This window comes from Paraburkholderia sp. BL25I1N1 (assembly GCF_003002025.1).
Lineage (GTDB): Bacteria > Pseudomonadota > Gammaproteobacteria > Burkholderiales > Burkholderiaceae > Paraburkholderia.
On sequence record NZ_PVZB01000029.1, the window covers coordinates 1 to 23497 of the forward strand.

Sequence of the window (23497 nt, forward strand, 5' to 3'; positions counted from 1 at the left end):
GCGCCTTTTTCTTTCCAGTCCGGAATCAGTTCGGTGATCGCGCGCGGATCCATCACCGCGCCCGACAGGATATGCGCCCCGATCTCCGAGCCTTTCTCCAGTACGCACACGCCAAGCTCGACGCCTTTTTCCGCTGCCAGCTGTTTCAGGCGGATCGCCGCGGACAGCCCGGCTGGGCCGCCGCCGACGATCACGACGTCGTATTCCATCGACTCGCGTGGACCGTACTGTTCTAGCAATGCTGCGGTCATGCAAAAAGTCTCCCTGCCGGTCTCGCGGATGCATTTTTCCGCAATTAAAGTTTTTTAACCCGCATGAAAAGCGCGGAAAGACGCGCCTAGGACTCCCTTCCCAAAAGCGCACCCAATCATCATGAAGGAAGTATAATTTTGTGAATGTCATTTTACAATATGAACGCAACATTTACCGTCACGCGGTCCTTCCCCTAGCGTCATCGATCCCCAACAAGGATCGACTGATCTCTCATCCATCACGTTCATTTTGAATTAGCCGGCCATCTGAGCGGGATTGCCTGCTTCGAAGATCACATCAGCGCGCGAGACGCGAACGTTAGCGTGACTGCTTGATTCGCAAGCTCCTCGTGCGGTCGCTGGAGGTATTGACATTGCGTCAATCGACATTTCTCTGCCAGCTAGATGCCGGTAGACGAGACACTGGCCTGGACGGGGTAATCACGTAGCTGATGCCAATCAAGAAAACGAAGAAACGGTGACGGCCCGTTCGCTCCAGCATTTCTCAGCGTGGAGAGATAAGAATGTTTGCCAGATCTGCGGTGGCCGGTGTTCCTTGAATACACCGCTGTTGTAAACGATCATGCGGCCCCGTGGATCGGATCTCGGAGCCTGCAGCATCTTGCGAATGATGTCCGCAGCATGATGTCGATCGATTGCACAGCGCGCGACAGCGGAGCGGTCGCGATTGTGAAGATGAACTTGATCTGCTCCACAACAACGCTATTGCTGTACCAGATCGTAAGCGCAGAGTGCCGCAACCTCCGTCACGCCGCCGTCCACCGGCAGACAGACGCCGGTAATGAAGCGTGCCTCATCGCTTGCGAGGAACAACGCAGCCGCCGCAACGTCCCATGCGTCCCCTTCAATACCGAGCGGTGCGACCTTGCGGCGGCGCTCTTTTGCCTGCTGGTCCAGCATGCTCTCGACCATTGGGGTAAAAATATGTCCCGGCGCGATTGCATTGGCACGGACCCCATCGCGGCCGTACACGACGGCCAGTTCACGCGTCAACGCGATCATGCCCGCCTTCGACGACCCATATGCCGCCGCGCCGTGACTCCGGATACCCGCAGTCGAACTGACGTTGACCACTGCGCCACTCCCTCCCGCAACCAGATGAGGTGCCGCCGCTCGGCTCATCAAAAAGGCACTCTTGAGATTGACGTTGATAATGTGATCCCACGAGGCTTCATCAATATTCTCGAAGCGGCCGCCAGCCCCTGCCACACCGACATTGTTGACCAGGATGTGTAACGCGCCATAACGCTCGACCGTAGCGGCAACGACGCGTGCGCATGCATCGCTGTCGGTGACATTGGCAGCGCACACGAACCCACTACCCCCCGCTTCAACGATCATTGCAAGCGTTTCGGCTGCCCGATCCTCGTCATGATCGACCAGGCAGATCGACGCGCCTTCGCGCGCGAAAAGGCAAGCGATGGCCTTGCCGGTGCCGACACCATTGCCTTGCGAACCCGCGCCAGTCACGATCGCAACCTTGCGTGCGAGACGCTGATGGAAAATCTTTGGAAAAGGCATGCTTTACCCGGTGTGTGTATTCGACGAACTGTCAGTGCGGTGGACGCAACACCGTTACCCGGCCATCACGCGCCGCCAGAATCACCTCATCTCCTTCGTGAAAGTGCGATGGAATCTCGTCGAGCGGCACCTTCCTGCCATCGATCCCCCGGCAGTACGTGTATTCATCGAACGCGAATGTCCCACTGCGGCCATGACCGTCCTGCACGGCCACCTCACGAGACGTGAGCGAGGTGATATTGCCGATAATCGGTGTGTCGCCGGACGCTGCCATCACGCGGATGTCCATCGAAAGCCGAAAGCGGTCCGAGTAATTCGCCACCCCCGTATGCGGGGTGTTCAGATGCATGATGACAACATCGCCGGGGCGATACGTAGTGCGGCGCCATGCATGCGCTGGCACCGCGCCATCAGGAATCGGAAAAAGCGGCGGTTGCGCGAGATCGTGCAAATAGGGGCCTTTGTGCATCCCTTCGGCGAGGACCAGCCCTCCGACCTCCGGGTCGATCTCGACCAGCGGAACCCAGCAGATAGAGAACGGAATTCCCGCGTTGTAGAAACCGTCTTGATGGACGTAGTCGAAGCGAGCTCGGGCGCGATCTTGCGCCGGGGGCGTGGCTCGATACTCGACTGTCGGAATCCAGAACGGCTCGTCAGCAAGTAGGCGGCTGAAGAAACGATGAATTGGCGGCTCGGCGACGAAGGGTTTCCACGTCTTGCGCGACGCGAGCGACTCCATACGAAATGGAAAATCTTCCAGGCTCTTACCGTTGTATCGAGCAGCGGGATCGTCTGGGGCTATCACGCCAAGCTGCGAAAGCTCATCGAGAAATACCCTGCGCAACCGGCCAACTGCTTCGGTGTCGAGCACATCCCTGAAGAACCAATAGCCATCGCGGTCCCACGCCGCCAGGAGCGCCGTGCGATCATCAAGAATATCGTTCGATACGTGGAGTTCCTGCATTGCCGCCAATACGCCAGCATCCAATGTCGCGTTCATCTCGTCTCCCTACTGTTCGCCGCAGTTCGTTCGCGCGGTCGGCCTTTCCACTCGTGGATTGGAGATTCAGCTTAAGCCTCACTGCGCAATAATGCAACTAGTAGTTCCATTATTGCGTGGGCACCAGTCGGATGTGTATTGAACTCTTCAGTCGAACATCACAGCGCCAGCGAGACTGTCCCGTGATCGAGTAAAGCCGCCCCGAAACGCGCAGCGTAAGCTGTGTTCGCTGCCTCGGTTTGAAAGCGCGTCTCGTTTATGGCAAAGATGAAGTAGCCGTAGACCAGGTCTCGGCGGTAGTCCTCCCACGCCACGTCGAACGCCGGCGTTTCCACGCCGTTTGCGACAAGATGGGTCAGGTAATGCGCGAGCAGTGGGCGCTCCCACTTGCGCCGTTCGGCAATATCGAGCGCGGAGCAGATATGGTAGGAAACTTCGAGACTCCACGGCGCACGGCTGACCTGCGCATCAAAAAACCCCGGCTTTCCATCCGCTGTCACGTAGAGATTGCCCAAGTGTGTGTCACCGTGAATCAGACACTCCGGCTTGCCTCGATGCGACTCGCCAAGGTGCGTTAGCGCCGCCTCCATCCAGTCACGGTCGTGAAGAAGCCGACTGACCGCCGCTCCACGCGGTAGTCCAGCATAGTGCCGCCATACTTCAGGCACAAGATAGCGACGCATATAGTCGAGCGACCACCCCGAGAAACGGTCCCCGACCCAACCGTATCGCCCGCTTTCGGCGAATTCCGGACTGTCCCACGTTTGAGCGTGATAACGCGCCATCGCGACAAGCCGCGCGGCGACGTCGTCATAGCCTGCCGAACGCTGTGCGTGACAAAACGTGACTCCGCTCGCTCGCAGATCCTCCAACACGACAATCGATTGCCAGCCAGAAGGATCCGTGCCCGCATAGAAGCACCGAGGCGTGTTCATATCGATGAATGGCAGTACGTCGCGATAGAAACGCATCTCGTTGTGGTACATATCTTTCATCAACGGGCTGTGCTCTTCAAATCCCCCCTTGACGATCATCCGCGCAGGCAGACCGAGGTCGTCTCCCGTACCGTTGTACTCGAGCAGAACACGTACCTTCGTCGAGGTTCCCGACAAGATGTCCTCGCATATCAAGCTGGTGACCTCGACACCGGGATATCGAAACCGCAGCGCTGCCGTCAGCCACTTCGCGGAAATTTCATCGACCGTCACCGGCAGTCTCATGTCGCTTGCAACAATTAGCGTGGACAAGGTTTACCCCGTTTAGAATTTTCAGTAGTCAACCCATCAAGTCGAACACGTCGTGGTCGAGGGCGGCCATCGCGAAACGAGGTACGACCGCGCAGTTATTGACCTCGGCCTGCCATTCAACGGGATTCACCAACCAGAAGTAAAGCCCGTAGACGAGATGCCGTCGATACGCATCCCATGCTTCGCCGAAGGACGGCGGTGTCGCAACCCCATATGCGGCGAGTCGCTCGAGGTAGTGCGTAAGCAGCGAGCGCTCCCATTTGGGACGATCGGCGATATCAAGTGCGGACACAAGAAAGTATGTGAAATCGTGCGCCCATGGTCCGCGCCGATAGGATTGCCAATCGAGAAAACCCGGCGTGCCATCGCGCTCGAAATAGAGATTTCCCAAGTGCACATCGCCGTGCAAAAACGTCATCGGGCCCAGTCGATCGAACCAACGCAGATTCAGCAGCGCTCGCTCCATCCAGTCCCGGTCATGGAACTGCTTGGGGATCGCAGCCCCTCGCGGCAACTGGGTATAGTGGGCGAATACATCGGCTTTTAGCTGCCCCCAGTGATAGGTGCCGGCCTCCCCGTCCGGCAATGGGTCCTGTTCCGCAAGCCAGGCAAGCTTGCCGTCTGCAGCGAGAGCGGGCGCAGCCCAGTATTGCGCGTGCAATCGGGCTTGGGCGTCGAGATTTGCGGCAGCCTGCGTGTACGACAACGTGCTCTGTACACGGCAAAACGTCACGTCGCGTTCCGCAAGATCTTCCAGAATGACAATCGATTGTCCGTTCGAATGATCGGTCGCCGAGAAGAATGCGCGAGGAACGCGCACCGGCAATTCCGGCTGCACCCCCTCGAAAAAGCGCGCCTCGTATTCGTAAATATAGGCATTCAGATGCCGATATTCGGGGACAAACCCGCCCTTGACGATCAGAGACCGCGGCAAGCCGGATTCATTTCCACGCGCATTGTATTCAAGGTGAACACGAAGCTTTGTTGCTGTCCCGTAGATGACATCCACCAGTTTCAGCGATGTGATCTCGACACCTTCGCAATAGGTCTGAAGTGCCTGCGTCAGCCATTTCGCAGTCACTTCGCTAACGTCCACGGGTAACGGCGACAGCTTCACGTCGTCTTCGCATTCCATTTGCTTTCCTGAATGTATTTATCTCGTAGCCGTCCCGCACGCGCGACCGCCTGCAGCAGTTGAAACAGATTGCATTGTCCAAGGCGTTCGCGCAGTCCTCTAGTTGGAGACCCGCAAGCCTTCCTCAGACTGGACATTCCTGAACATGTCGCTGCATCGTCGCGCACCGCGTCTATGGTTGACAACATGGGGAAAACCACACGACGAAAAATGTTGCGATTTTTGAATGTCGTGCATATAGTTGCATTCAACAGCAGATACTTTTTTGGCAGAAATCCAGTGGACAACTTGTCAGAGCTTCAGTTTGAGTCCGCTTCGTCGGACCGCGAACTCATGCCTGTAAAAGGCGCGAATACCTATCGCTCGGAGGAAAGTGTCGCCTACGGGATGAACCAGATACGTATTTTGTTGTGCAACGCGGTAGACGCACAGCTCTCGTCGTATGGCCTATCCGCGTTGCAATGGGGCGTCTTGAAAGCACTGTTCGACGGCCGCGCCAGAACGCCGTCCGAGCTATATCGCATCCTGTTGTCCGATAGCGGGGCAATGACCCGCCAACTCGACTTCCTTGAAAGACGTGGATTTCTCCGTCGCGTTCGCAATGAATCGGACAGACGTAGCGTGTACCTGGTGCTGACCGACACTGGTCGCATCACGATTTGCGAAACCCTTCCCCTGATCGTCGAGACGCACGATCGGCAATTGCGCGGTTTCACACAAGACGAAGTGACAGCGCTAAAGCTTTTCATGGATCGCATGATTGTCAACCTAGGCTGAGAAATGTTATTCCCACGCGCGCATTCATCCGGGCGCGAGTGTCGCGCCCTTACCGAATCGAGAAGGATTACTTATGGATCATGTCGACACCCCCGCCCAAAAGAGCCCGCAATCACTGCATGGCGGTTCCCCCGCGCAACTTCTCGTGCCGCATGTCTATCGCGGGCGCACCGTTTCGGGCGAGGCCGTCAAGCATATCTCGCGCGATCTTGGCAAGGAATTCAGCACGCCGGCGATAGGACTTGACGACCTGATCTGGTCCCGCAAGCAAGCAGGCCCAGCGTTCGACTTGCCGATTGCCCAGGTTATCGACTTCCTCGTGGACCTCGGTCCGCGTCTGCATCTGGACGCAAATCCGCTGATGCAGCAGGCGCTTGAATCAATGGTCGAAGTGAGTCCGCTCGGTCGCCGCATTCTGGAAAACTGCTATCGGGACATTCCGAATCTGTTCGCACGCAGCGTGATCGAAGATGAGTTGCGCATCAGCCTCGGCGACACCAGAGTGATCGACGGCTGGATGCCACGCATTTTGCGCGGGCGCCCCAGCCGCCTACGCGCGTTTCCACCGCGCCTCGTTCATATACTCGCCGGAAATTCGCCGATGGTCGCCGCCATGACAGTGATGCGCGCCGCGCTAACCAAAGGTGTGCATCTGCTGAAGTTGCCTTCCAACGACCTTTTTACCGCGACGGCAATTTTGCGCACGATGGCCGAAATGGACCCGGAGCATCCGCTGACGCAGTCGTTTTCGGCTGCTTATTGGCGCGGCGGAGACGAGAACGTCGAGTCGATCCTGTATCGCCCGCAATATTTCGACAAGCTCGTCGTGTGGGGTGGTGAAAGCGCCGTGCGCCATGCGATGCGTTATGCGGGTCCTGGCCTCGAACTCGTGGCTTTCGACCCGAAGGTGTCGATCTCGCTGATTGGCCGGGAAGCATTTGCTTCGGACGAACTGCTTCGAGAAGTTGCGCGCGCCGGCGCGGCCGATGTCCAGTCGTTCAATCAGGACGCGTGTAATGCGAGCCGTTATCAGTTCATTGAGGGAGACGAGGACGATGCTGACCGCTATTGCGAAAAGCTTGCGACAGCACTCGGCGAAGACTTCCGCTATGGCGACGGGCAAGGCCCAGTGGTGCCAGGCGACATCCGCGAGGCGGTCGACGTGCTACGCGAAATGGAGCCGATTTATCGCGTGTTCGGTGGGTATGACGGAAAGGGCCTTGTGATCCGGTCGGACGAACTGGTCGACTTTCATCCAATCTGCAAGACGGTGAACGTCATCCCGGTGAAAAGCCTGCGTGATGCAACCCGCTTTGCAACCGTGGCCACCCAGACCGTTGGCATCTACCCCCCGCACCGCGTCGTCGAGGTTCGTGACGCGCTCGCGTGTGCCGGGGTTCAGCGCATGGTGACGCTTGGCGAATCAATTTCAGACGGCGTCGGCGGCTATCCGCATGACGGCATGTTCCCGATTCACCGCTTCATGAAGTGGATATCCGAAGAAGCGGGCATTGATAACGCGACGGAGACAGCATGATGTTGGCTCTCGATACCCTGCTGCGACTGACCGATCATCCGGACCCTTTTCGCCACGCTCCCAGCGATCTTCAGGCCGTCCAGTTGCAGGCCCTGCGCGAGCGGTTCGCGCAGCGGCGTCAACAAATCCGCATTCTCGACAAGCGTGCAACGGATGCGGGCGTAGGCGAACTATCAAGCCTCCATGACGCGGTGCCCCTGCTGTTTGCGGACGCTGTCTACAAGAGCTATCCCGACTCCTTTATCGAACAGGGAAAGTGGGCGCGACTGACCGCGTGGCTGCAAACGATTACGGCGCAGAAGATCGAAGGACCCAACTACGCCGACGTTGCGAACATGGACGACTGGATCAACGAACTGCGCCGACACGGCCATTACGTGATGAGTTCCAGTGGCACATCGGGCAAACAATCCTTCATCTATCAAAGCGGCGTCGACCGGGAACTCGCCTGGCGGCTGATGGGCCAAGGCATTCGTTGGGCGGCAAGCGCTATGCGCGATCCATCGCGCCGCGTTCCGGTCTTCCTGCTGACGCCCTCTTCCGGTTCGTATACCGGCACCGAGCGAATGTCCAGGTTCGCGGAAACGATCGCTATTCCGGGCGACATCCACTACATGTCCGATGTGCCGCAAAGCGCGGAGCAGACCACCCGTATGGCACGCATGCGTCGCGCTATTGCTGACGGTACGGCCATGCCCAGCGAGATCGCTAAATTCCAGATCGAAAGCCGCGCACGCGCCGAACTCGTGCAGGCCGACTTCCGGCACTTCATCGATCTGCTGCTGGAACGGCGCCGCGAGCCGATGTTCATCATGGGCATGCTGGGCATGCTGTACCAGATTGTGGCAACCGCGCGCGAACGCGGCATACCCGATGGCGACTTCCATCCGGACACGGTCGTCAGCATCGGTGGTGGCAAAAAAGGGGCGAATCTTCCCCACGACTTCCAGCAACAGTGTGCGCGCTTCTTCAATTTCAACGCGAACAACTTCAATGATGGCTATGGCATGGGCGAGGTATCCGGATTCTGCCCATGGTTCCACGCGGCAAACGCGTGGGCCGTTCCGCCATGGCTTGTGCCGCTCGTACTCGACCCGACGGGCGAACAGTTGCTAAATCCATCCAATGGAAAAGGAATCGTCGAGGGCCGCCTGGCGATTATCGATTTGCTGGCCGATGGACGCTGGGGTGGCGTAATCAGCGGCGACAAGGTCGTGATGGAGTTCGGGCACGGCATCGATGGTGTGCGCACACCTGTCATTCGCGATGTCGTGCGCTACAAGGATCTGACGGGCGGCGACGACAAGCTATCGTGTGCCGGCACCATCGATGCCTATGTGCGCGGCGAGTTGGGCGACATGGTCGAAGCAGGCCCCGCCGCCTGATCTTGCTTCTTTAATTTCCTTAGAGAGAGTTTTGATGACAGCCAAATCGACATCGGCCGCTGTCTGGCTGATCACCGGCGTGTCGTCCGGTCTCGGCCGGGCCCTCGCTGAAGCAGTGCTCGCGCGCGGCGACCAGGTCGTCGGCACCGTGCGCAACCCATCGCAGATTGCGGCGTTCGAGCAGTTGTCTCCTGTCGGTCTGGCGTACGGGATGGTGCTCGACGTGACCGACGCGTCAGCCGTCCCGCAAGCAATCGAGCAGGCGCTCGCCCGCGCCGGGCGCATCGACGTGCTCGTCAACAACGCAGGATACGGTTTGTTCGGCGCCCTCGAAGAGGTGTCCGATGCCGAAGCCAGGCAAGTGTTCGACACCAATTTCTTCGGCACTGTGAACACCATCCGGGCAGTGTTGCCGCACTTGCGCGAGCGCGGCTCTGGACACATCGTCAACCTGTCCTCGGTCGCAGGGTTGATCGGCATCACTGGCTGCAGTTTCTATTGCGCTTCCAAGCATGCAATCGAAGGCTTATCCGAGTCTCTTTCGCAAGAACTCAAGCCATTCGGCCTGCGCGTCACGCTGGTCGAACCCGGCGGTTTCCGCACGAATTTTGCAGGTGGCTCGCTGCGATGGAGCGAAGTCGCGGCATCCGCCTATGCGGAAACAGTCGGCAAAATGCGTGAGCAGATGACGCACTATCACGGCACACAGTCGGGGGATCCGACCAAGGCGGCTGCGGCGATCATCCAGGCGGTCTATGCCGACGAGCCGCCGTTGAGGTTGCCTCTAGGACCCGATGCGGTCGGCGTCGTGCGCAACAAACTTGCGGCGCTGCAGAAAAACCTCGACGCGTGGCTCGACGTCTCGATCGCCACGGATTTCGCCCAATAGCGCCACATCCTCAGGAAACGCCATGTCAACCGTCGACTGCTTTTACGACCTTCTTGAACAGGATATCGATCCGTTTCGCCACCACCCCGAAAGTCTGCGAGCTCTTCAACTGGCGGCCATGCGCGAGCGCTTTGCCGAGCGCCGCCAACAGATCAAGCTCCTGAACCGTCGAGCAGCCGACATGGGCATCGATGACGTTCGCACAGAGGCGGATATGGTGCCGCTACTGTTCGCACACCAGATTTACAAGAGCTACCCGGAGCAGTTCGTTGAGAGCGGCCGATGGAAACATTTGAATACGTGGCTGCAAACACTGACGAGCCGTCCCGTTGTCGACGTCGATGTGGATGGCGTCGACAACGTCGATAGCTGGATGGAGCGCCTGCGCGGCGCTGGTCACTACGTGTTCAGTTCGAGCGGCACCTCCGGCAAATGCAGTTTTATCAGCCAGACGCGCGCCGACATGGACCGCGTGACGGCGACGTGCGTGAAGCTTGGCTTGTACGGCAACAAGCTGATCGAGCGGGATTTTGGCAAGCGCCCAGTGTTTCTGATGATGCCGCCCAGTGGTGCCCATCGTCATATCGGACCAGTCCTGAGCGCGGCTACGCAACTAGGCAGCGAAAGTACGTTGATGTTTGACGATCCCGTGCTGGCATCCTCGACGATCGAGATGGGCCGCATGCGTCGCGCGCTCGCAGATGGCAGCACGAAGCCGAGTGCGATCGCGGCGTTTCAGGAGCAGGCTGCAAAGCGTCAGCGACACACAGGAGCGATGATCGACCGCTTTCTGGACAAACTACTCGCTCACCGCGATTCACCTGTGCTTGTGCAGGGCAACTGGTCGCTGCACTGGACGCTGGTCGATTTCGCGCGCCGCCGTGGCGTTGCGGACGGTATCTGTCATCCGGAGACAGTCATCACCACCGGCGGCGGATTGAAAGGCACACAAGCCCCCGCCGATTTCCGCCAGCAGATCATCGACTTTTACGGCATCAAGTCGGAGAACGTCCAGAACAGCTATGGCATGTCGGAAATGATCGGCACCGGCCCGTGGTCGGACGTGGCGCAGGGCTTCGCGATCTGTCCGTGGATCGTTCCATTCGTGCTCGATAAGGCAGGCGAAAAATTACTCAACCCCGCCGATGGGACCGGCGCTGTCGAAGGTCGTTTTGCATTCTTCGATCTGCTTGCCGAAGGGTACTGGGGCGGGTTCATCACGGGCGACAAGGTGACAGTTGACTTCTCCCCCCAAGGCGACACAGATGGCTTGCGAGGACCACTCGTCAGGCAGGTCGGCCGTTATGCGGATCTCGAAGAGGGTGAGGACAAACTTTCGTGTGCGGGCACGATGGAATCATACGTTCGCGGCATGATCGAGGTCTGACGGTTCAGCCTGTGCACTCACCTATCTCAACACCGGCCGCGCCGCGCTCAATGCACAACCCTTCGATAGACGCGCTACCAGCAGACACCGTGAACGTTGAAAAAGGACCCGTTAAAAATCGCCGCATTATCACGGTGTCGATCATGCTGGCCACACTGATGCAAACGCTCGACAGCACGATTGCCAACGTCGCCCTGCCGCACATGCAGGGTGCACTGGCAGCGTCGCAGGACGAAATCGTCTGGGTCCTTACGTCGTACATCGTCGCGGCGGCGATCGCCACCCCGCTCACCGGCTGGTTCACCGACCGCCTTGGTTTGAAGCGTCTGCTCGTCGTTTCCATTGCCGGGTTCACGATCGCTTCGGGATTATGCGGCATTTCCGCTTCGCTTCAGCAGATCGTCCTGTCACGCGTGCTGCAAGGCGTGTTTGGGGCTGCGCTGGTGCCCCTCGCGCAGTCGATCCTGCTCGATATCAATCCACGCGAAAAGCAGGGTCAGGCGATGTCCGTGTGGGGCATGGGGGTGATGATCGGCCCAATCATCGGTCCGACTCTCGGCGGATGGCTCACCGACAGCTATAACTGGCGCTGGGTATTCTTCATCAACCTTCCGGTTGGCTTACTCGCTCTAGCCGGCATTCTGGTCTCGCTTCCGGCTCGCGATGATCGCCGGAAGCGCAGCTTCGATTTCGTCGGTTTCATCACGCTGGGGGTGGCGATTGGCGCTTTCCAGGCGATGCTCGATCGCGGCGATCAGCTCGACTGGTTCGGCTCGCTGGAAATTCGTATCGAAGCCCTGATTGCAGCGATCGCATTTGCCTTTTTCATCGTGCACACTGCGACCGCCGGTCCGCGATCGTTCTTCCGCTACCAATTGCTGTGGGATCGCAACTTTGCCACCGGCATCGGCTTCATATTCGTAATCGGTGCGGTGCTCTACGCCACCCGTGCGCTGATCCCGCCCATGCTGCAAAATCTGATGAACTATCCTGTCGCGACGACTGGTCTCGTCACCGCGCCAAGCGGTTTCGGTACGATGATCGCGATGCTCATCGCCGGCCGCCTCGTCGGCAAAGTCGATCTGCGGCTTTCATTGCTATGTGGCTTCGCGGTATCCGCGTTTTCGCTATGGCAGATGACGCAGTACACCATTGTGCTTGCACGCTCCGACATTGTTTGGCCCGGGCTGATTCAAGGCTTCGGTTTGGGTCTGGTGTTTGTGCCGCTGAGTGCGGCATCGTTCTCGACATTGGCGCCGCAACTCCGTGCCGACGGCACGGCAATTTACAGCCTGATGCGTAACCTCGGCAGCAGCATCGGCATCTCCCTTGTGCAGTCGGTCGTGACTCGCAATACTCAGGTTTCTCATGCTGCGCTCGCGGAACAAGTGACGGCATTTAATCCCGTGCTGCGGCAACAGTTCGACGTTTCTTCTCAAGCCTCGATGGCGACGCTTGATGCAGTCATCACGCAACAGGCTTCGATGATCGCGCACATCGATGCGTTCAAGCTAATGCTATGGGCGACGCTGGCTGTCATTCCGCTGCTTGTCCTGATTCGCCCGACGCACCGGCGCATCTCCGGGGAGATGCCGCACGTGGCGCTCGAATAGCCTTAGGTCGGCCCTACTGGCGAACTGGCAGGGAGGTGAGTACACTTTCACTTTCTCCCTGGTCGCCAGCTGCCCATGGCTAAATCTCCGGCGCTCCGCGCTGCACCCGCACCTTCAGTCGACGCCGCGGCTGCTACAGCCACTCCACGGGCTGCAGGCCGGCCTACCCAGGACGCCGCAGCCGAACTGCGCGAAAGACTGCTGAGCGCAGCGACGCAGATTTTTCGCGCAGAAGGATTTGGTGCAGCCAGAGTGGAAGAAATAGCCGCTCGCGCGGGAATCAGCAAAACTACGGTCTACCGGCAATTCGGCACGAAAGAGGATCTGTTTCGCGCCGCGATCTCGCATGGCATGGAGGATTTACGAGGCAGGATCGAGCAGTTGCTGAAACCGCCTCGCGAGTTCGAGAAGACGCTGTCGCTCCTTTTGCGCACATTGACTGAGCATATGGCGACCACGGACACGATTGAAATCACTCGTGTCGTAGTTGGAGAATCGAATCGCTTTCCGGATGTGGCGAATGGGTTCGTTCGATACGTGAACGAGATGCTCGAACCGGTAGCGGACTTCATCGCCTCCGCCGCCCGCCGTGGCACGATCAGCGTTCAGGACGCACCCGCGGCTGCCCGTGACCTGCTTACGCTAGTTGCCGGCAGCACGGAAGTGTTGATGGGCATTCCGACTACGCGCGCACACCGCGAACAACGCGCCGCACACATCCAGCAACTGCTGCTGTCGGCCTGGCGGTACACAGGGTCCGGCGAGATCCACCGGCCACAGGCCTAGAGACTGACAGCCGCTCTACCCATCCATCTGCCCTATTACCTGGAATTGTGCTGACGCCTGAGCGATACGCAGTCCGTTCGCCCAGATCAGACAGTCTGAAAAGACCACGCGCTTACCGGACCGAAGCACATCCACATGCGCCTCGACCCAGTCGCCGGGCTGAGCGCCACCCAAAAAATTGACCGTCAGATTGGTCGTCAACACCTTGACCGGGGGTTGGCGCGAATACTTGCTCGCCCATGTGATGGCGGTGTCCGCCAACATGCAGACCATCCCGCCATGCATCATCTGCCCAAGGTTGCGATGTTTCTCCCGCATGCGCATCCCGACGACGTGCCCACGCTCGCTTTTCCTGTACCAGATCGCGCCGACGAGTTCATGGAACGGGCCGAACATCGGCATCAGCTGGAACCCTTCGGGAATCTGATCGTCGTCATCCTGCTCGACGTGGGCAACCGCGGTGACGTGGGTTTGCATTGACATAGTCCTCTATACGCGTCGTCTTTTCATGTCTTGTGCATGGCACGAGACGCTGTTTCACCATAAAAATGTAGCGTATCATTATTCGCATGCAAGTCAACTATACGCACGGAGACAAAGGTGATCACAGCACCACTGTTTGCGCCACTCGCGGTCCGCGGAATCACGCTGGCAAATCGCGTCGTCATGTCACCGATGACGCGGGGCTTTTCTCCCGACGGACTGCCAGGGCCCGATGTCGCTTCGTACTATCAGAGGCGTGCTGAGGGCGAGACTGGGCTCATCATTACTGAAGGTGTCGGGATCGATCATCCGTCGGCGCTTGGCGAAGCCGGACTCGGCGAGAATTCAATTCCCACACTGACGGGGCCTGAATCGGTCGAAGCATGGCGCCTCGTGACCGATGCGGTTCACGCAAGCGGCGGTGTGATTTTTCCTCAACTGTGGCACATGGGTCCGATGAAAGAAGCTCATACCGGCCCAGTCCCCTCTGCTGCCCCAATGCGGCCGTCCGGCCTATGGGGACCACGGGGAGGCCTGACGTCACTCGACGCGGGCTATCTCGATCGAGTGCAGCCTGCCACCCGCCCAATGACCGATGAGGAGATCGCCGACGTCATTGCAGCCTATCGCCGAAGCGCGTCGCATGCAAAAACCGCCGGATTCGACGGAATAGCCCTTCACGGCGGTCACGGTTACCTGATCGATTCGTTCCTGTGGAGCGAGACCAATATACGCGCAGATGCGTGGGGTAAGGACCTGGTCGCGAGGAGCCGCTTCGCTGCGGAGGTTGTCCGCGAAATCCGCGCGGAGCTTGGCGAAACAATGCCTATAAGTTTCCGCTTTTCGCAGTGGAAACAGCAGGATTTTAAGGCGCGTCTCGCTAGCACGCCCGAAGAACTCGAACAGATTCTCACGCCGCTCGCGGAGGCCGGCGTCGATATTTTCGAAGCGAGCACCCGGTATTTCAACCGCCCAGAGTTCGAAGGCTCTGATATGAATCTTGCCGGCTGGGCAAAGAAGGTGACTGGCAAGCTCTCGATGACCGTAGGCGGCATTGGGATCAATAAGGGCTACTATGATTCCATGGCCGGCGCGCAAACGGTGGCGCAGCCCGACCTTAAGCCATTGCTCGATCGCTTCATGCGCAACGAGTTCGACCTGGTCGGCGTGGGGCGGTCATTGCTACATGATGCTAACTGGGCCCGTCGCGCACGTCTGGGTGAACCCTTCCTCGGGTTCAGCACGGATTCACTGGTTCGCCTGACCTGATCCGAGCAGTTCTCCGACGCAAATCTGCTGGCGCCCAGAAGGCTCCGGCAGTGCGCCCGGTTGACTGACTGCCTCGCGAGGCCGCGGCCCGTCGAGTGTGTCGGGCAGTCACTGGCGGATGACAATAGAACGCGCCTTTGCTGCAACGAAAAAACATGCCGCAGCAAAGGCGGTTCAGCGGCGACTCACCTACAAACGCCCGGTAATCGGGATCGATGCGCCCGTCACAGCGGATGCGCAAGGCGTTGTGAGGAAGAGAATGACGGCTGCGATATCGGCCGGCTGCACCCAGCGCGAGAAATCCGCATCGGGCATGTCCTTGCGATTTTGCGGCGTATCGATGACACCGGGAAGGACTGCATTCACAGTCATACCGCGATCCTTAACTTCGTCGGCGAGTGCCTCGGTGAAGCGCAGCACGCCAGCCTTCGACGCCGCATAGGCGCCCATGCCCGTGCTGGCCCGCAGTGCGGCGCCGGCACCAACATTGACGATGCGTGCGCCCTCCGCTCCGTTCGCGAAATGCTCCAAAGCCGCCCTGGACGCGGTCACAGCCGTACGCACATTCATCTGATACATCACATCCCATGTCTCCAGGTTGCTGTCCGCCAATGTTTCCCAGCGAAAACCGCCGGCCACGTTGATCAATGCGTTCAAAGGTCCGACACGTTCGACCACCGACAACATGGCCTTTCGTGCACTGCCCAGATCGGTCAGATCGACATCTCCGAGCAGCCATTGCCCGTCCTGAGTGGATGCGTCAGGCGCCGGCGCCCGATCCAACAGTGCAACACTCCAGCCATCGGCTGCAAATGCGTTGCCGACGGCCCGACCGAGCGTTCCGAACCCTCCACTAACCACAACTACACGTTGCATCTCAGCACTCCTCTTTCAACAAGCTGCGGGCGACAGCCAGGCGAGCGCGACTTAGCGGCCCTTGAATACCGGATCACGCTTCTCGCGAAACGCATTCACCGCTTCCTGGTGGTCTTCGGTCTGATTCGACAAGGCCTCGTACGCAATCGACGCGTCGAGTATCGAATGTGCAAGCTGTTTCAGACCGATATTGATCGACGTCTTGGTCCACTGAATGGCTTGCGAAGCACCCGTCGCCAGGCGCTTCGCCATTGCATCGACGACCGCATCGAGTTCGTCCGCGGGAACGGCACGATTGATCAATCCGAGACGAGCCGCCTCTTCAGCTCCGAGAAGATCACCGGTCAGCAGGTACTCCTTGGCCTTCGCGTAGCCAATCAGTTGCGGCCAGATGACAGCGCCGCCGTCTCCGGCAACGAAACCGACCTTCACATGCGGATCGCCGATTTTCGCGTGGTTCGCTGCATAACTCAGGTCAGAGAACAGCGCGATGGTCGCCCCGAGTCCAACTGCATGGCCATTGATCTTCGCGATGACCGGTTTCGGACAGTCGAGCATCGAAAAGATAATTTTCTTGGCGCGCTGCATGCCGGCGAGAAACAACGACTGATCGTCAATGACTTGCTGCATGTGTTCGATATCGCCGCCCGCACTGAATGCGCGGCCCGCGCCGGTGAGCACGACCACCCGCGTTTGCGGATCGTCGGCGACATCCCCGAAGAGCCGCGACATTTCGATATCCATCTGTTCGTCGAAGGCGTTCAAAGTGTCGGGCCGGTTGAGCGTGACGGTAAGAACCCCACCGTCGCGCTCGAGCAGCAACGCCTGATAATTCAGTAAGTTCATGGCTAGCCTGTCCAGAGTGACGCGAACGCGCGGGATGTCGCAAGCTCCCCCGCTGTCGCTTCTATCGTTATGGGTCGAACAAAAAACCGCTCGAGGCACATCTGACACGCGCCTCTTCACTACTGAAACATCCGAACGGTCAGGCCCGGGCCGGGATGAACCGGCGTCCGTTGTCGTACATGATTTTTTGAGTGTCCGTTGCGGACAACGGCTCGCAAGCCTCACGCGCGAAATCTTTCGGTTCGGGTACGCCTTCTGCGTGCGGATAGTCGGAACCCATCAGCAAATAGTCCGCCGACCCAGTTTGGGCGACGATCTGCGCGAGATCATCTTCCGGATACGCTACCACGAAGACGTGCTCCTTGAATATCTGGCTCGGCCGGGTCTTCAGTTGACCGCAAGGCCAGTAACCGTTTTTCGACATTCCGCGGCATTTGTCCATCTTCACCAGCATGGACGGCACCCATTCGGCGCCATTTTCCGCGCTGCACAGCTTTACGTTAGGAAAACGCTCGAAGAAATTGTAGAAGATGAACGACGACAGCGTTTCCACCACCGGGCGCTCGCCATAACCGTGCATCCACACGAATGCCGTCTGGCGCTGGCGCGATTGCTGCACCGGCTCGCCCCACACGGCCATGTGGTCCTTCATGTAAATCGCTTCGGAAACGTGGAACGTGACGCGCACGCCTGCTTCGTTAAGAATCGCCCAGTACGGATCGAAATAGGGATCGGCGGGTGCGCGCCCACCGAACGGCCCCATCGGCATCAGGATCACGCGCACGCCGTTTGCCACGAGCCATTTCGCCTCGGCAACAGCCGCGTCGAGATCGTCGAGCGTGACGATCGGAGTGCTGTAGATACGCTCTTTATAGCTGAAGCCCCAATCGTCGAGCATCCAGCGGTTGTATGCGTGCAAGACGGCATTGGCTGCGGCCGGTTCGCTCAGGTACGAGATGCATGCAACCATTTCTCCGACATACATCGTGCAGGCCTCAACACCGAACTCATCCATCTTTTTCAGACGCGCGTCGCGATTGAACATGTCCGGCGTGGGCTGAACCCGCATTTCAACGTTATCCTTACCGTCCTTCATGGCCCGCAGCCATTCGTGGAGCTTTCCCGGGGGCGGTACAAGTCCTTCGGCCGAAGTGTAGCCTTCGCTGATCTCGACCTTGCGATCGCCAACATACATGCAGCGATTGCCTTCGGGGGTAACGCGGCTTGTGAACCCCCATTCTTTCTTGAATTTTTCCGGCAGATAGCGGCTGAACGCATCCTCCACTTCGTAGAAGTGTGTATCAGCGTCGTAGATCTTTCCTTGATAAGTCGGCATGAAGAAGTCTCCTGTTTATGGAACGAGCGATGAGAGCCGCGCCGTTGAATGAAGTATCGGTGCACGCAATCGACCCACAAACCTCCATATCGAAACGAGAGATCGTGATACCGCATTGATATCGGAAAAAAAACGATCCATATCAGCGCGAAGGCAGCTCGATCGCCCTATGCAATAACAATTATACGCACACTGTTCAACTATGAGATGATACGTAAAACTCAATCGCAGGTAGACGCCTATGCACGCCGATGCAACGCCGCAATCGTTACCGCGCGCGCCCCTAACCGAGGGCACGCGCCGCCGGTTCATGGTTGCAGTGCTGCTGTCAGCAGTCGCGGCATCGTCCGGCATCACGGTGATCTACACGATGCTCGTCACGCTCTACAGGGTTTTTCCCGGGTCGGCTTCGGTGGGCTGGACCGTCACAGCCTACTGGCTCGGCGCGGCGGTTTTCGCTGCGATCTGTGGGCGGCTTGGCGACCTGCTCGGCTACCGACGGGTTCTGCTCACCGTGCTGGTTGTCGCGGCCGCGGGGGGCGTGGTGGCGGCGTGCGCGCAAAGCATTGCCGTGTTGATCGCCGGCTGCGTCATGCAGTCGATCGCGTCCGGCATCACGCCACTTTCCATGGGGCTCGTCCGAGAGAACCTGCCTTCTGGACAAATACCGTCTGCCGTTGGGCTGATCAGCGCCGCAGGTATGGTGTCGGCCGGATTGGTCTATATCGGCGCCGGTGTTGTGGTCGATCACTACTCGTGGCAGGGTGGCTTCTGGCTCAAAGTGGCTTTGTGTGCGCTTACGATCGCAGCGGTGCGTCTATGGGTGCCAGAATCGTCGCGCAGGGTCAGCGAAAGAATTCATTTCGTGCGGGGCCTTGCCTTCGCACCGGCGTTATGCGCGATTCTGTTCGCTGTTCAGCAGGTCCACGCATGGGGAATCATGGATCCGCGTATCTGGGGCATCCTGATAGCAAGTCTGGTGCTGCTGTGGCTTTGGGCGAGAGACCAGCGCAGGGTGACGAATCCACTTATTGACGTCCGCATTTTGGCAAAACGCCAGGTGATTCTCGCAAACGTCTGCATGATGTGCATCGCCATCGGAGCGATGCAACTGGGTCAAGTCTTCTCCATGCTCTTACAGCAACCGGCCTGGACGCATGCGGGCTTCGGGATGACCGCAACCCAGGCGGGATTACTGATGTTCACCATCAACTCTGGCGCGATGATTGCCAGCCCGTGGAGTGGACGCATCGCCGCTCGCTACGAAGCCCGTCGTGCCGCATTGATCGGCATGACCATGCTAGTGATTACGTGGACCAGCCTGATCCTGCTTCGCAGCAATTTATTGCTGTTCGTTCCCGGCGCAATGCTCTGCTCGTTTGGCCTGGCCTTCGCGCACACCGCTGTCTACAACCTGATTATTGAAGCGACTCCAGCCGAACAGACCGGTGAGGTGACTGGTCTGCTCTACGTATTTTTTTCGTGTTTTTTCGCGGTCGGTGCGCAGGCCGTATTCACGCTGCTGCAGGGTGCATCCGTGAACGAAGGAGGTGCGACGTTTCCTGCTGCGCAAAGCTATGTTGCAGTGTTTGGGTACGTCGCAGGCAGCGCGTTGGCGGGACTGGCAATTGCGTATGTGCTGCCGCGCCGTCGCGGACCAGGCCGTCAGTCCCGCGCCCTCGACTGCGGAGCGGTAAGTGGCCCGGCACGCATTCGGTAATTGCCAGACAGAAACTGGCGGCCGCAACGCGAATCCGCCAAAGACGTCTCGCGCGAGCCGGTTACTCGTCGTCGTTCGCTACGCCCAGTGCCGAGGCGCGTTGCGCAACGGTGAGCATATGTTCCTCCAGGCTCTTTCGTTGCCGGTCGAACCGCTCCAGGGGCGCGCCGACCGCCATTGCCGCAATCACGTTGCCGTTGGGTCCGAAAATCGGTGACGACAACCCTGCCGAGTCAGGCAGCAGTTCGCCGCGGCTGATCGACAACCCCGTCTCAACGATGCTCTGCAGCTCCTCGCGTAAAACCTTCTTGTTGACTGTGGTTTGTTCCGTGTGCCGCTCAAGCTTGACCGTCCGAAGATACTCGGCAAGGAACTCCTCGGATTGGTAAGCCAGCAGAACGCGCCCGGCGGCCGTACAATACAGCGGGCGACGCATCCCGACGATCATCGAATATCGAACAGATTGTGCACTTTCAATGACATCGACATACGTTATGACCTTTTGCTCCGCATCGAGCACGCCGATATAGACCGTTTCCCGTGTGCGCTCCGACAACTCGACAAGAAACGGGCGCAGCATTTTCGAAAAATTCCATACCGCCATCACGTTCGCGGAAAGCCGGAAAATGGACGGTCCCAGCCGGTAACGGCCGACGTCGTGCATCAGGAACCCCTCGGCCACAAGAGGGCGCAGCAAGTTGAGCAAGCTGCTTTTCGGCGACTCCAAGGCAACGTTAAGTTCCGCCAGCGACATCCCATCTGGCGCTTTCGCCAGTACGTCGAACAGTCCGAGCAGGCGAGTCAGCGAACGCGGTCCGGTGACATCTCTGTCCGCTGGCGCCAGGATTTCTTTCGACATATCACTCCCCTTCCATTTGATTTGAGTTCATTATAAATGAACCATTCACATAGTCTCACGTCGGACGCCGGTTTAGCACCGTTATTCGTCCCAAGATCCGAAATAATTTTGCGGTCATCGTGGCTCTCCTTATTATATAATCGAACGACGTTCAGAAATGTGTTTCACAGTGCTGCGACTGGTCAGCCGGCTCGATCCGCACCGTGAGCGCATCTTCAATCGGTACGAGACTAAGGAGTTCGTTCATGAGTGGACTACAGGACCGGGTTGCCGTCGTAACGGGTGGTGGCCAAGGGTTAGGGCTCGGCATAGCGCGTGCGTTGGCAATGGAAGGCACGAACCTTGTTCTGACTGGGCGCACCGAAACGAAGCTGCGGGACGCGCAAAGCACACTGGAGGCCCTTGGCGTGGGGGTGCTCGCGGTGCCTGGCGATACTCGCAGACGCGCAGACGCAGAGAATGCCGTCGCCCTCGCCATCAAGCATTTCGGGCGTATCGATGCGCTTGTCAATAATGCGCAAAGCAGCACTCCTGGCGTGCCTCTGGAACAGGTCACCGATGAAAACTGGCGCGACACGCTCGAATCCGGCCTTTATGGCACGCTTTACTTCATGCAGGCTGTCTTGCCACGCATGAAGCAGCAGCAAAGTGGCAGGATCGTTAACTTCGCGTCGCGCACCGGTATCGAAGGCACGCAGGGCTTTGCGCCATACGCCGCTGCCAAAGAAGGCATTCGCGGCTTGTCGCGGGTTGCCGCCCGCGAATGGGGCGTTCATGGCATCACGATTAACGTGGTGTGCCCCGCCGCGCTGACCCCCGCCGCGAATGCCTATCTGGAGGCGAACCCCACCGAGTGCGCGCGCTATCTGTCGGAGATTGCAATGGGTCGTTTCGGCGATCCCGAGAAAGATATTGGACGTGTAGTTGCATTTCTGTGCAGCGAGAGCGCAGGTTATGTCACGGGTCAGACCATCAATGTCGACGGCGGCCAGTCAATGCTCTAGATGCGCTGCAAGGTAACTTGTCACACATGAAGCAACAGCAAAGTGCAAGGATCGTTAATTTGCGCAGCAACAGTCGGTGAATCGCAGCGGAATTCAAGCGAAGCGCAAAGCTGCTCCGTAATACAGATTTCTCCTCCATCGAACTTCGCGAGAGTGCGATGAGTTTGGCCCTGCCTTCTTGCGGGAAGTCAGGGCCATATTTTTGAGCTGCTCAGAGCCGCCACTGCACCTGATGGCTGCGTCAGGCATTGGCCTAAATGATCTTGCGCTCACGCAACGAGCCGATATCCGCAGGCGACATCTCCAACAGCTCGCTCAGCACGGAATCGGTATGCTGGCCGAGCGTAGGAGGAGCGGTATAAGAATCGATCGGCGTACCTGACATCTTCACCGGATTAGCGACCATCCTCACTGCGTCGTCGGATAGCGGATGCGTGGCTTCCACGCACATGCCTCGCGCCTGAACGTGCGGATCGGCGAAGACCTGTTGAAGGTTGTTGATCGGGCCTGCCGGGACGCCCGCGGCGTCCAGCGCAACCAGCAGCTCGTTGCTCTGCCATTGCGCGATCAGCGGCTCGAATACGTCCCCGAGTGCCCGGCGGTTCCTCACTCGCAGGGCGATTTCGGCAAAGCGCGGATCGGTAGCGAGTTCCGGACGACCCAACACCTGGCATAGCCGCGCATACTGTTCGTTATTGCCGGCGACAATCATGATGTCCCGGTCCGCGCATCGAAACATGCGTGAGGGCATGCCGCCGTTACCCTCAGTTCCGCGTCGGATCGGGATTTCGCCGGATACCAGATACTGGCTGGCATAGTGCGAGGTCGCGGCGATCATCGAATCCAGCAGGGAGAGGTCGATATATTGCCCTTCTCCACCTGGCGCGCCTCCGGCGTCGCGCCGATAGAGCGCCGCGACAATCGCTGACGCTGCGTATTGCCCACAAATGATATCCGCGAGACTTGGGCCGGTCTTCATCGGGCCACCACCGGGCACGTCGTCGCCATTTCCCGTGATGCTCATCAGGCCGCCCATTGCCTGGAAAATCGAATCGTAGCCCGGACGCGGGCTGTAGGGCCCCGTCTGGCCAAAGCCCGTAATCGAACAGTAGACAAGGCGCGGATTGACAGCCTTGAGACTTTCATAATCGAGGCCATAACGTTTCAGGTCCCCAACCTTGTAGTTCTCCAGTAGCACATCGCATTTAGCCGCAAGCGATCGGATCAGTGCCTGCCCTTCAGGGGTCGCAATGTCGCAGGTGATGGACTTCTTACCTCGGTTCGCGCTGATAAAGAAAGTCGATTCACGCGTGTCGTTACCGTCCCGGTCCTTCAGGAAAGGCGGACCGAACTGGCGTGAGTCATCGCCCTTGCCCGGTCGTTCGACCTTGATCACCTCTGCCCCCAGGTCCGCCAGCATCTGCGCGCCCCATGGCCCAGCGAGAATGCGGCTCAGATCGAGCACGCGAATCCCCGACAACGCACCTTGCTTCATATCGAATCGTTCCATTGAATTCATTCCAAACGCGACGCCGGGAGTCGTGACCTGATAGAA

General features: G+C 58.8%; 21 protein-coding genes. 10 read left to right on the forward strand and 11 right to left on the reverse strand.

Features of this window, described 5'->3' with window-relative positions; all coding sequences use genetic code 11:
• The 5 genes from B0G73_RS32590 to B0G73_RS32610 all read right to left on the reverse strand — a co-directional run.
• On the reverse strand, positions 1-251 hold a 251-nt coding region (locus B0G73_RS32590; protein WP_146144258.1), incomplete at its 3' end, for an NAD(P)/FAD-dependent oxidoreductase.
• Positions 252-974: 723 nt separating this feature from the next.
• On the reverse strand, positions 975-1793 hold the full coding sequence (locus tag B0G73_RS32595; protein ID WP_106285250.1) for an SDR family NAD(P)-dependent oxidoreductase: 819 nt from the start codon (positions 1791-1793) through the stop codon (positions 975-977).
• Positions 1794-1824: 31 nt separating this feature from the next.
• Positions 1825-2793 carry a phytanoyl-CoA dioxygenase family protein gene (locus B0G73_RS32600; protein WP_106285251.1) on the reverse strand — a complete coding sequence of 323 codons (969 nt, stop codon included), beginning with the start codon at positions 2791-2793 and terminating at the stop codon, positions 1825-1827.
• 158 nt (positions 2794-2951) lie between these two features.
• A complete protein-coding gene (locus B0G73_RS32605) occupies positions 2952-4040 on the reverse strand; it encodes an ecdysteroid 22-kinase family protein (protein ID WP_258194049.1) in 1089 nt (362 codons plus the stop codon).
• A gap of 28 nt (positions 4041-4068) precedes the next feature.
• Entirely contained in the window at positions 4069-5175 is a 1107-nt protein-coding gene (locus tag B0G73_RS32610; protein ID WP_106285253.1) for a phosphotransferase family protein, read from the reverse strand.
• Positions 5176-5361: 186 nt separating this feature from the next.
• On the opposite strand from B0G73_RS32610, the gene B0G73_RS32615 reads away from it, so the two are divergent.
• From B0G73_RS32615 to B0G73_RS32645, 7 genes are all read left to right on the forward strand, one after another.
• Positions 5362-5952, forward strand: coding sequence for a MarR family winged helix-turn-helix transcriptional regulator (locus tag B0G73_RS32615; protein ID WP_258194050.1), 591 nt, complete (start codon positions 5362-5364; stop codon positions 5950-5952).
• Between the two features lie 73 nt (positions 5953-6025).
• Positions 6026-7489 (forward strand): acyl-CoA reductase, encoded by a 1464-nt coding sequence (locus B0G73_RS32620; protein ID WP_106285254.1) that lies wholly within the window; start codon positions 6026-6028, stop codon positions 7487-7489.
• Positions 7486-8874, forward strand: coding sequence for a hypothetical protein (locus B0G73_RS32625; RefSeq protein ID WP_258194051.1), 1389 nt, complete (start codon positions 7486-7488; stop codon positions 8872-8874). The genes B0G73_RS32620 and B0G73_RS32625 overlap by 4 nt, the downstream gene beginning before the upstream one ends.
• 34 nt (positions 8875-8908) lie before the next feature.
• The gene (locus tag B0G73_RS32630) at positions 8909-9763 is read left to right on the forward strand and encodes an oxidoreductase (RefSeq protein WP_106285255.1); all 855 of its coding nucleotides are present in this window, start codon (positions 8909-8911) and stop codon (positions 9761-9763) included.
• The gene (locus tag B0G73_RS32635; protein ID WP_258194052.1) at positions 9669-11150 is read left to right on the forward strand and encodes a hypothetical protein; all 1482 of its coding nucleotides are present in this window, start codon (positions 9669-9671) and stop codon (positions 11148-11150) included. Before B0G73_RS32630 ends, B0G73_RS32635 begins: the two co-directional genes overlap by 95 nt.
• 50 nt (positions 11151-11200) lie before the next feature.
• A complete protein-coding gene (locus B0G73_RS32640) occupies positions 11201-12763 on the forward strand; it encodes an MDR family MFS transporter (protein ID WP_374957043.1) in 1563 nt (520 codons plus the stop codon).
• Between the two features lie 201 nt (positions 12764-12964).
• Positions 12965-13549, forward strand: coding sequence for a TetR/AcrR family transcriptional regulator (locus B0G73_RS32645; RefSeq protein ID WP_258194063.1), 585 nt, complete (start codon positions 12965-12967; stop codon positions 13547-13549).
• A 15-nt stretch (positions 13550-13564) separates the two neighbouring features.
• Here B0G73_RS32645 and B0G73_RS32650 read toward each other — a convergent pair whose 3' ends face one another.
• Positions 13565-14026 carry a PaaI family thioesterase gene (locus B0G73_RS32650; protein WP_106285258.1) on the reverse strand — a complete coding sequence of 154 codons (462 nt, stop codon included), beginning with the start codon at positions 14024-14026 and terminating at the stop codon, positions 13565-13567.
• A gap of 123 nt (positions 14027-14149) precedes the next feature.
• On the opposite strand from B0G73_RS32650, the gene B0G73_RS32655 reads away from it, so the two are divergent.
• Positions 14150-15301, forward strand: a complete 1152-nt coding sequence (locus tag B0G73_RS32655; protein WP_106285259.1) for an NADH:flavin oxidoreductase — start codon at positions 14150-14152, stop codon at positions 15299-15301.
• Between the two features lie 189 nt (positions 15302-15490).
• Here the strand turns inward: B0G73_RS32655 and B0G73_RS32660 are convergent, their stop codons facing one another.
• From B0G73_RS32660 to B0G73_RS32670, 3 genes are all read right to left on the reverse strand, one after another.
• Positions 15491-16177, reverse strand: coding sequence for an SDR family NAD(P)-dependent oxidoreductase (locus tag B0G73_RS32660; RefSeq protein WP_106285260.1), 687 nt, complete (start codon positions 16175-16177; stop codon positions 15491-15493).
• A 51-nt stretch (positions 16178-16228) separates the two neighbouring features.
• The gene (locus B0G73_RS32665) at positions 16229-17023 is read right to left on the reverse strand and encodes an enoyl-CoA hydratase/isomerase family protein (protein WP_106285261.1); all 795 of its coding nucleotides are present in this window, start codon (positions 17021-17023) and stop codon (positions 16229-16231) included.
• A 139-nt stretch (positions 17024-17162) separates the two neighbouring features.
• A complete protein-coding gene (locus B0G73_RS32670; RefSeq protein ID WP_106285262.1) occupies positions 17163-18359 on the reverse strand; it encodes an amidohydrolase family protein in 1197 nt (398 codons plus the stop codon).
• Positions 18360-18600: 241 nt separating this feature from the next.
• On the opposite strand from B0G73_RS32670, the gene B0G73_RS32675 reads away from it, so the two are divergent.
• Entirely contained in the window at positions 18601-20079 is a 1479-nt protein-coding gene (locus B0G73_RS32675) for an MFS transporter (protein ID WP_258194053.1), read from the forward strand.
• Positions 20080-20140: 61 nt separating this feature from the next.
• Here B0G73_RS32675 and B0G73_RS32680 read toward each other — a convergent pair whose 3' ends face one another.
• A complete protein-coding gene (locus B0G73_RS32680; RefSeq protein ID WP_106285263.1) occupies positions 20141-20938 on the reverse strand; it encodes an IclR family transcriptional regulator in 798 nt (265 codons plus the stop codon).
• A gap of 245 nt (positions 20939-21183) precedes the next feature.
• On the opposite strand from B0G73_RS32680, the gene B0G73_RS32685 reads away from it, so the two are divergent.
• Positions 21184-21942, forward strand: a complete 759-nt coding sequence (locus tag B0G73_RS32685) for an SDR family NAD(P)-dependent oxidoreductase (RefSeq protein ID WP_106285264.1) — start codon at positions 21184-21186, stop codon at positions 21940-21942.
• Between the two features lie 253 nt (positions 21943-22195).
• Here the strand turns inward: B0G73_RS32685 and B0G73_RS32690 are convergent, their stop codons facing one another.
• Positions 22196-23437, reverse strand: coding sequence for a CaiB/BaiF CoA-transferase family protein (locus B0G73_RS32690; RefSeq protein WP_106285340.1), 1242 nt, complete (start codon positions 23435-23437; stop codon positions 22196-22198).
• Between the last annotated feature and the right edge of the window lie 60 nt (positions 23438-23497).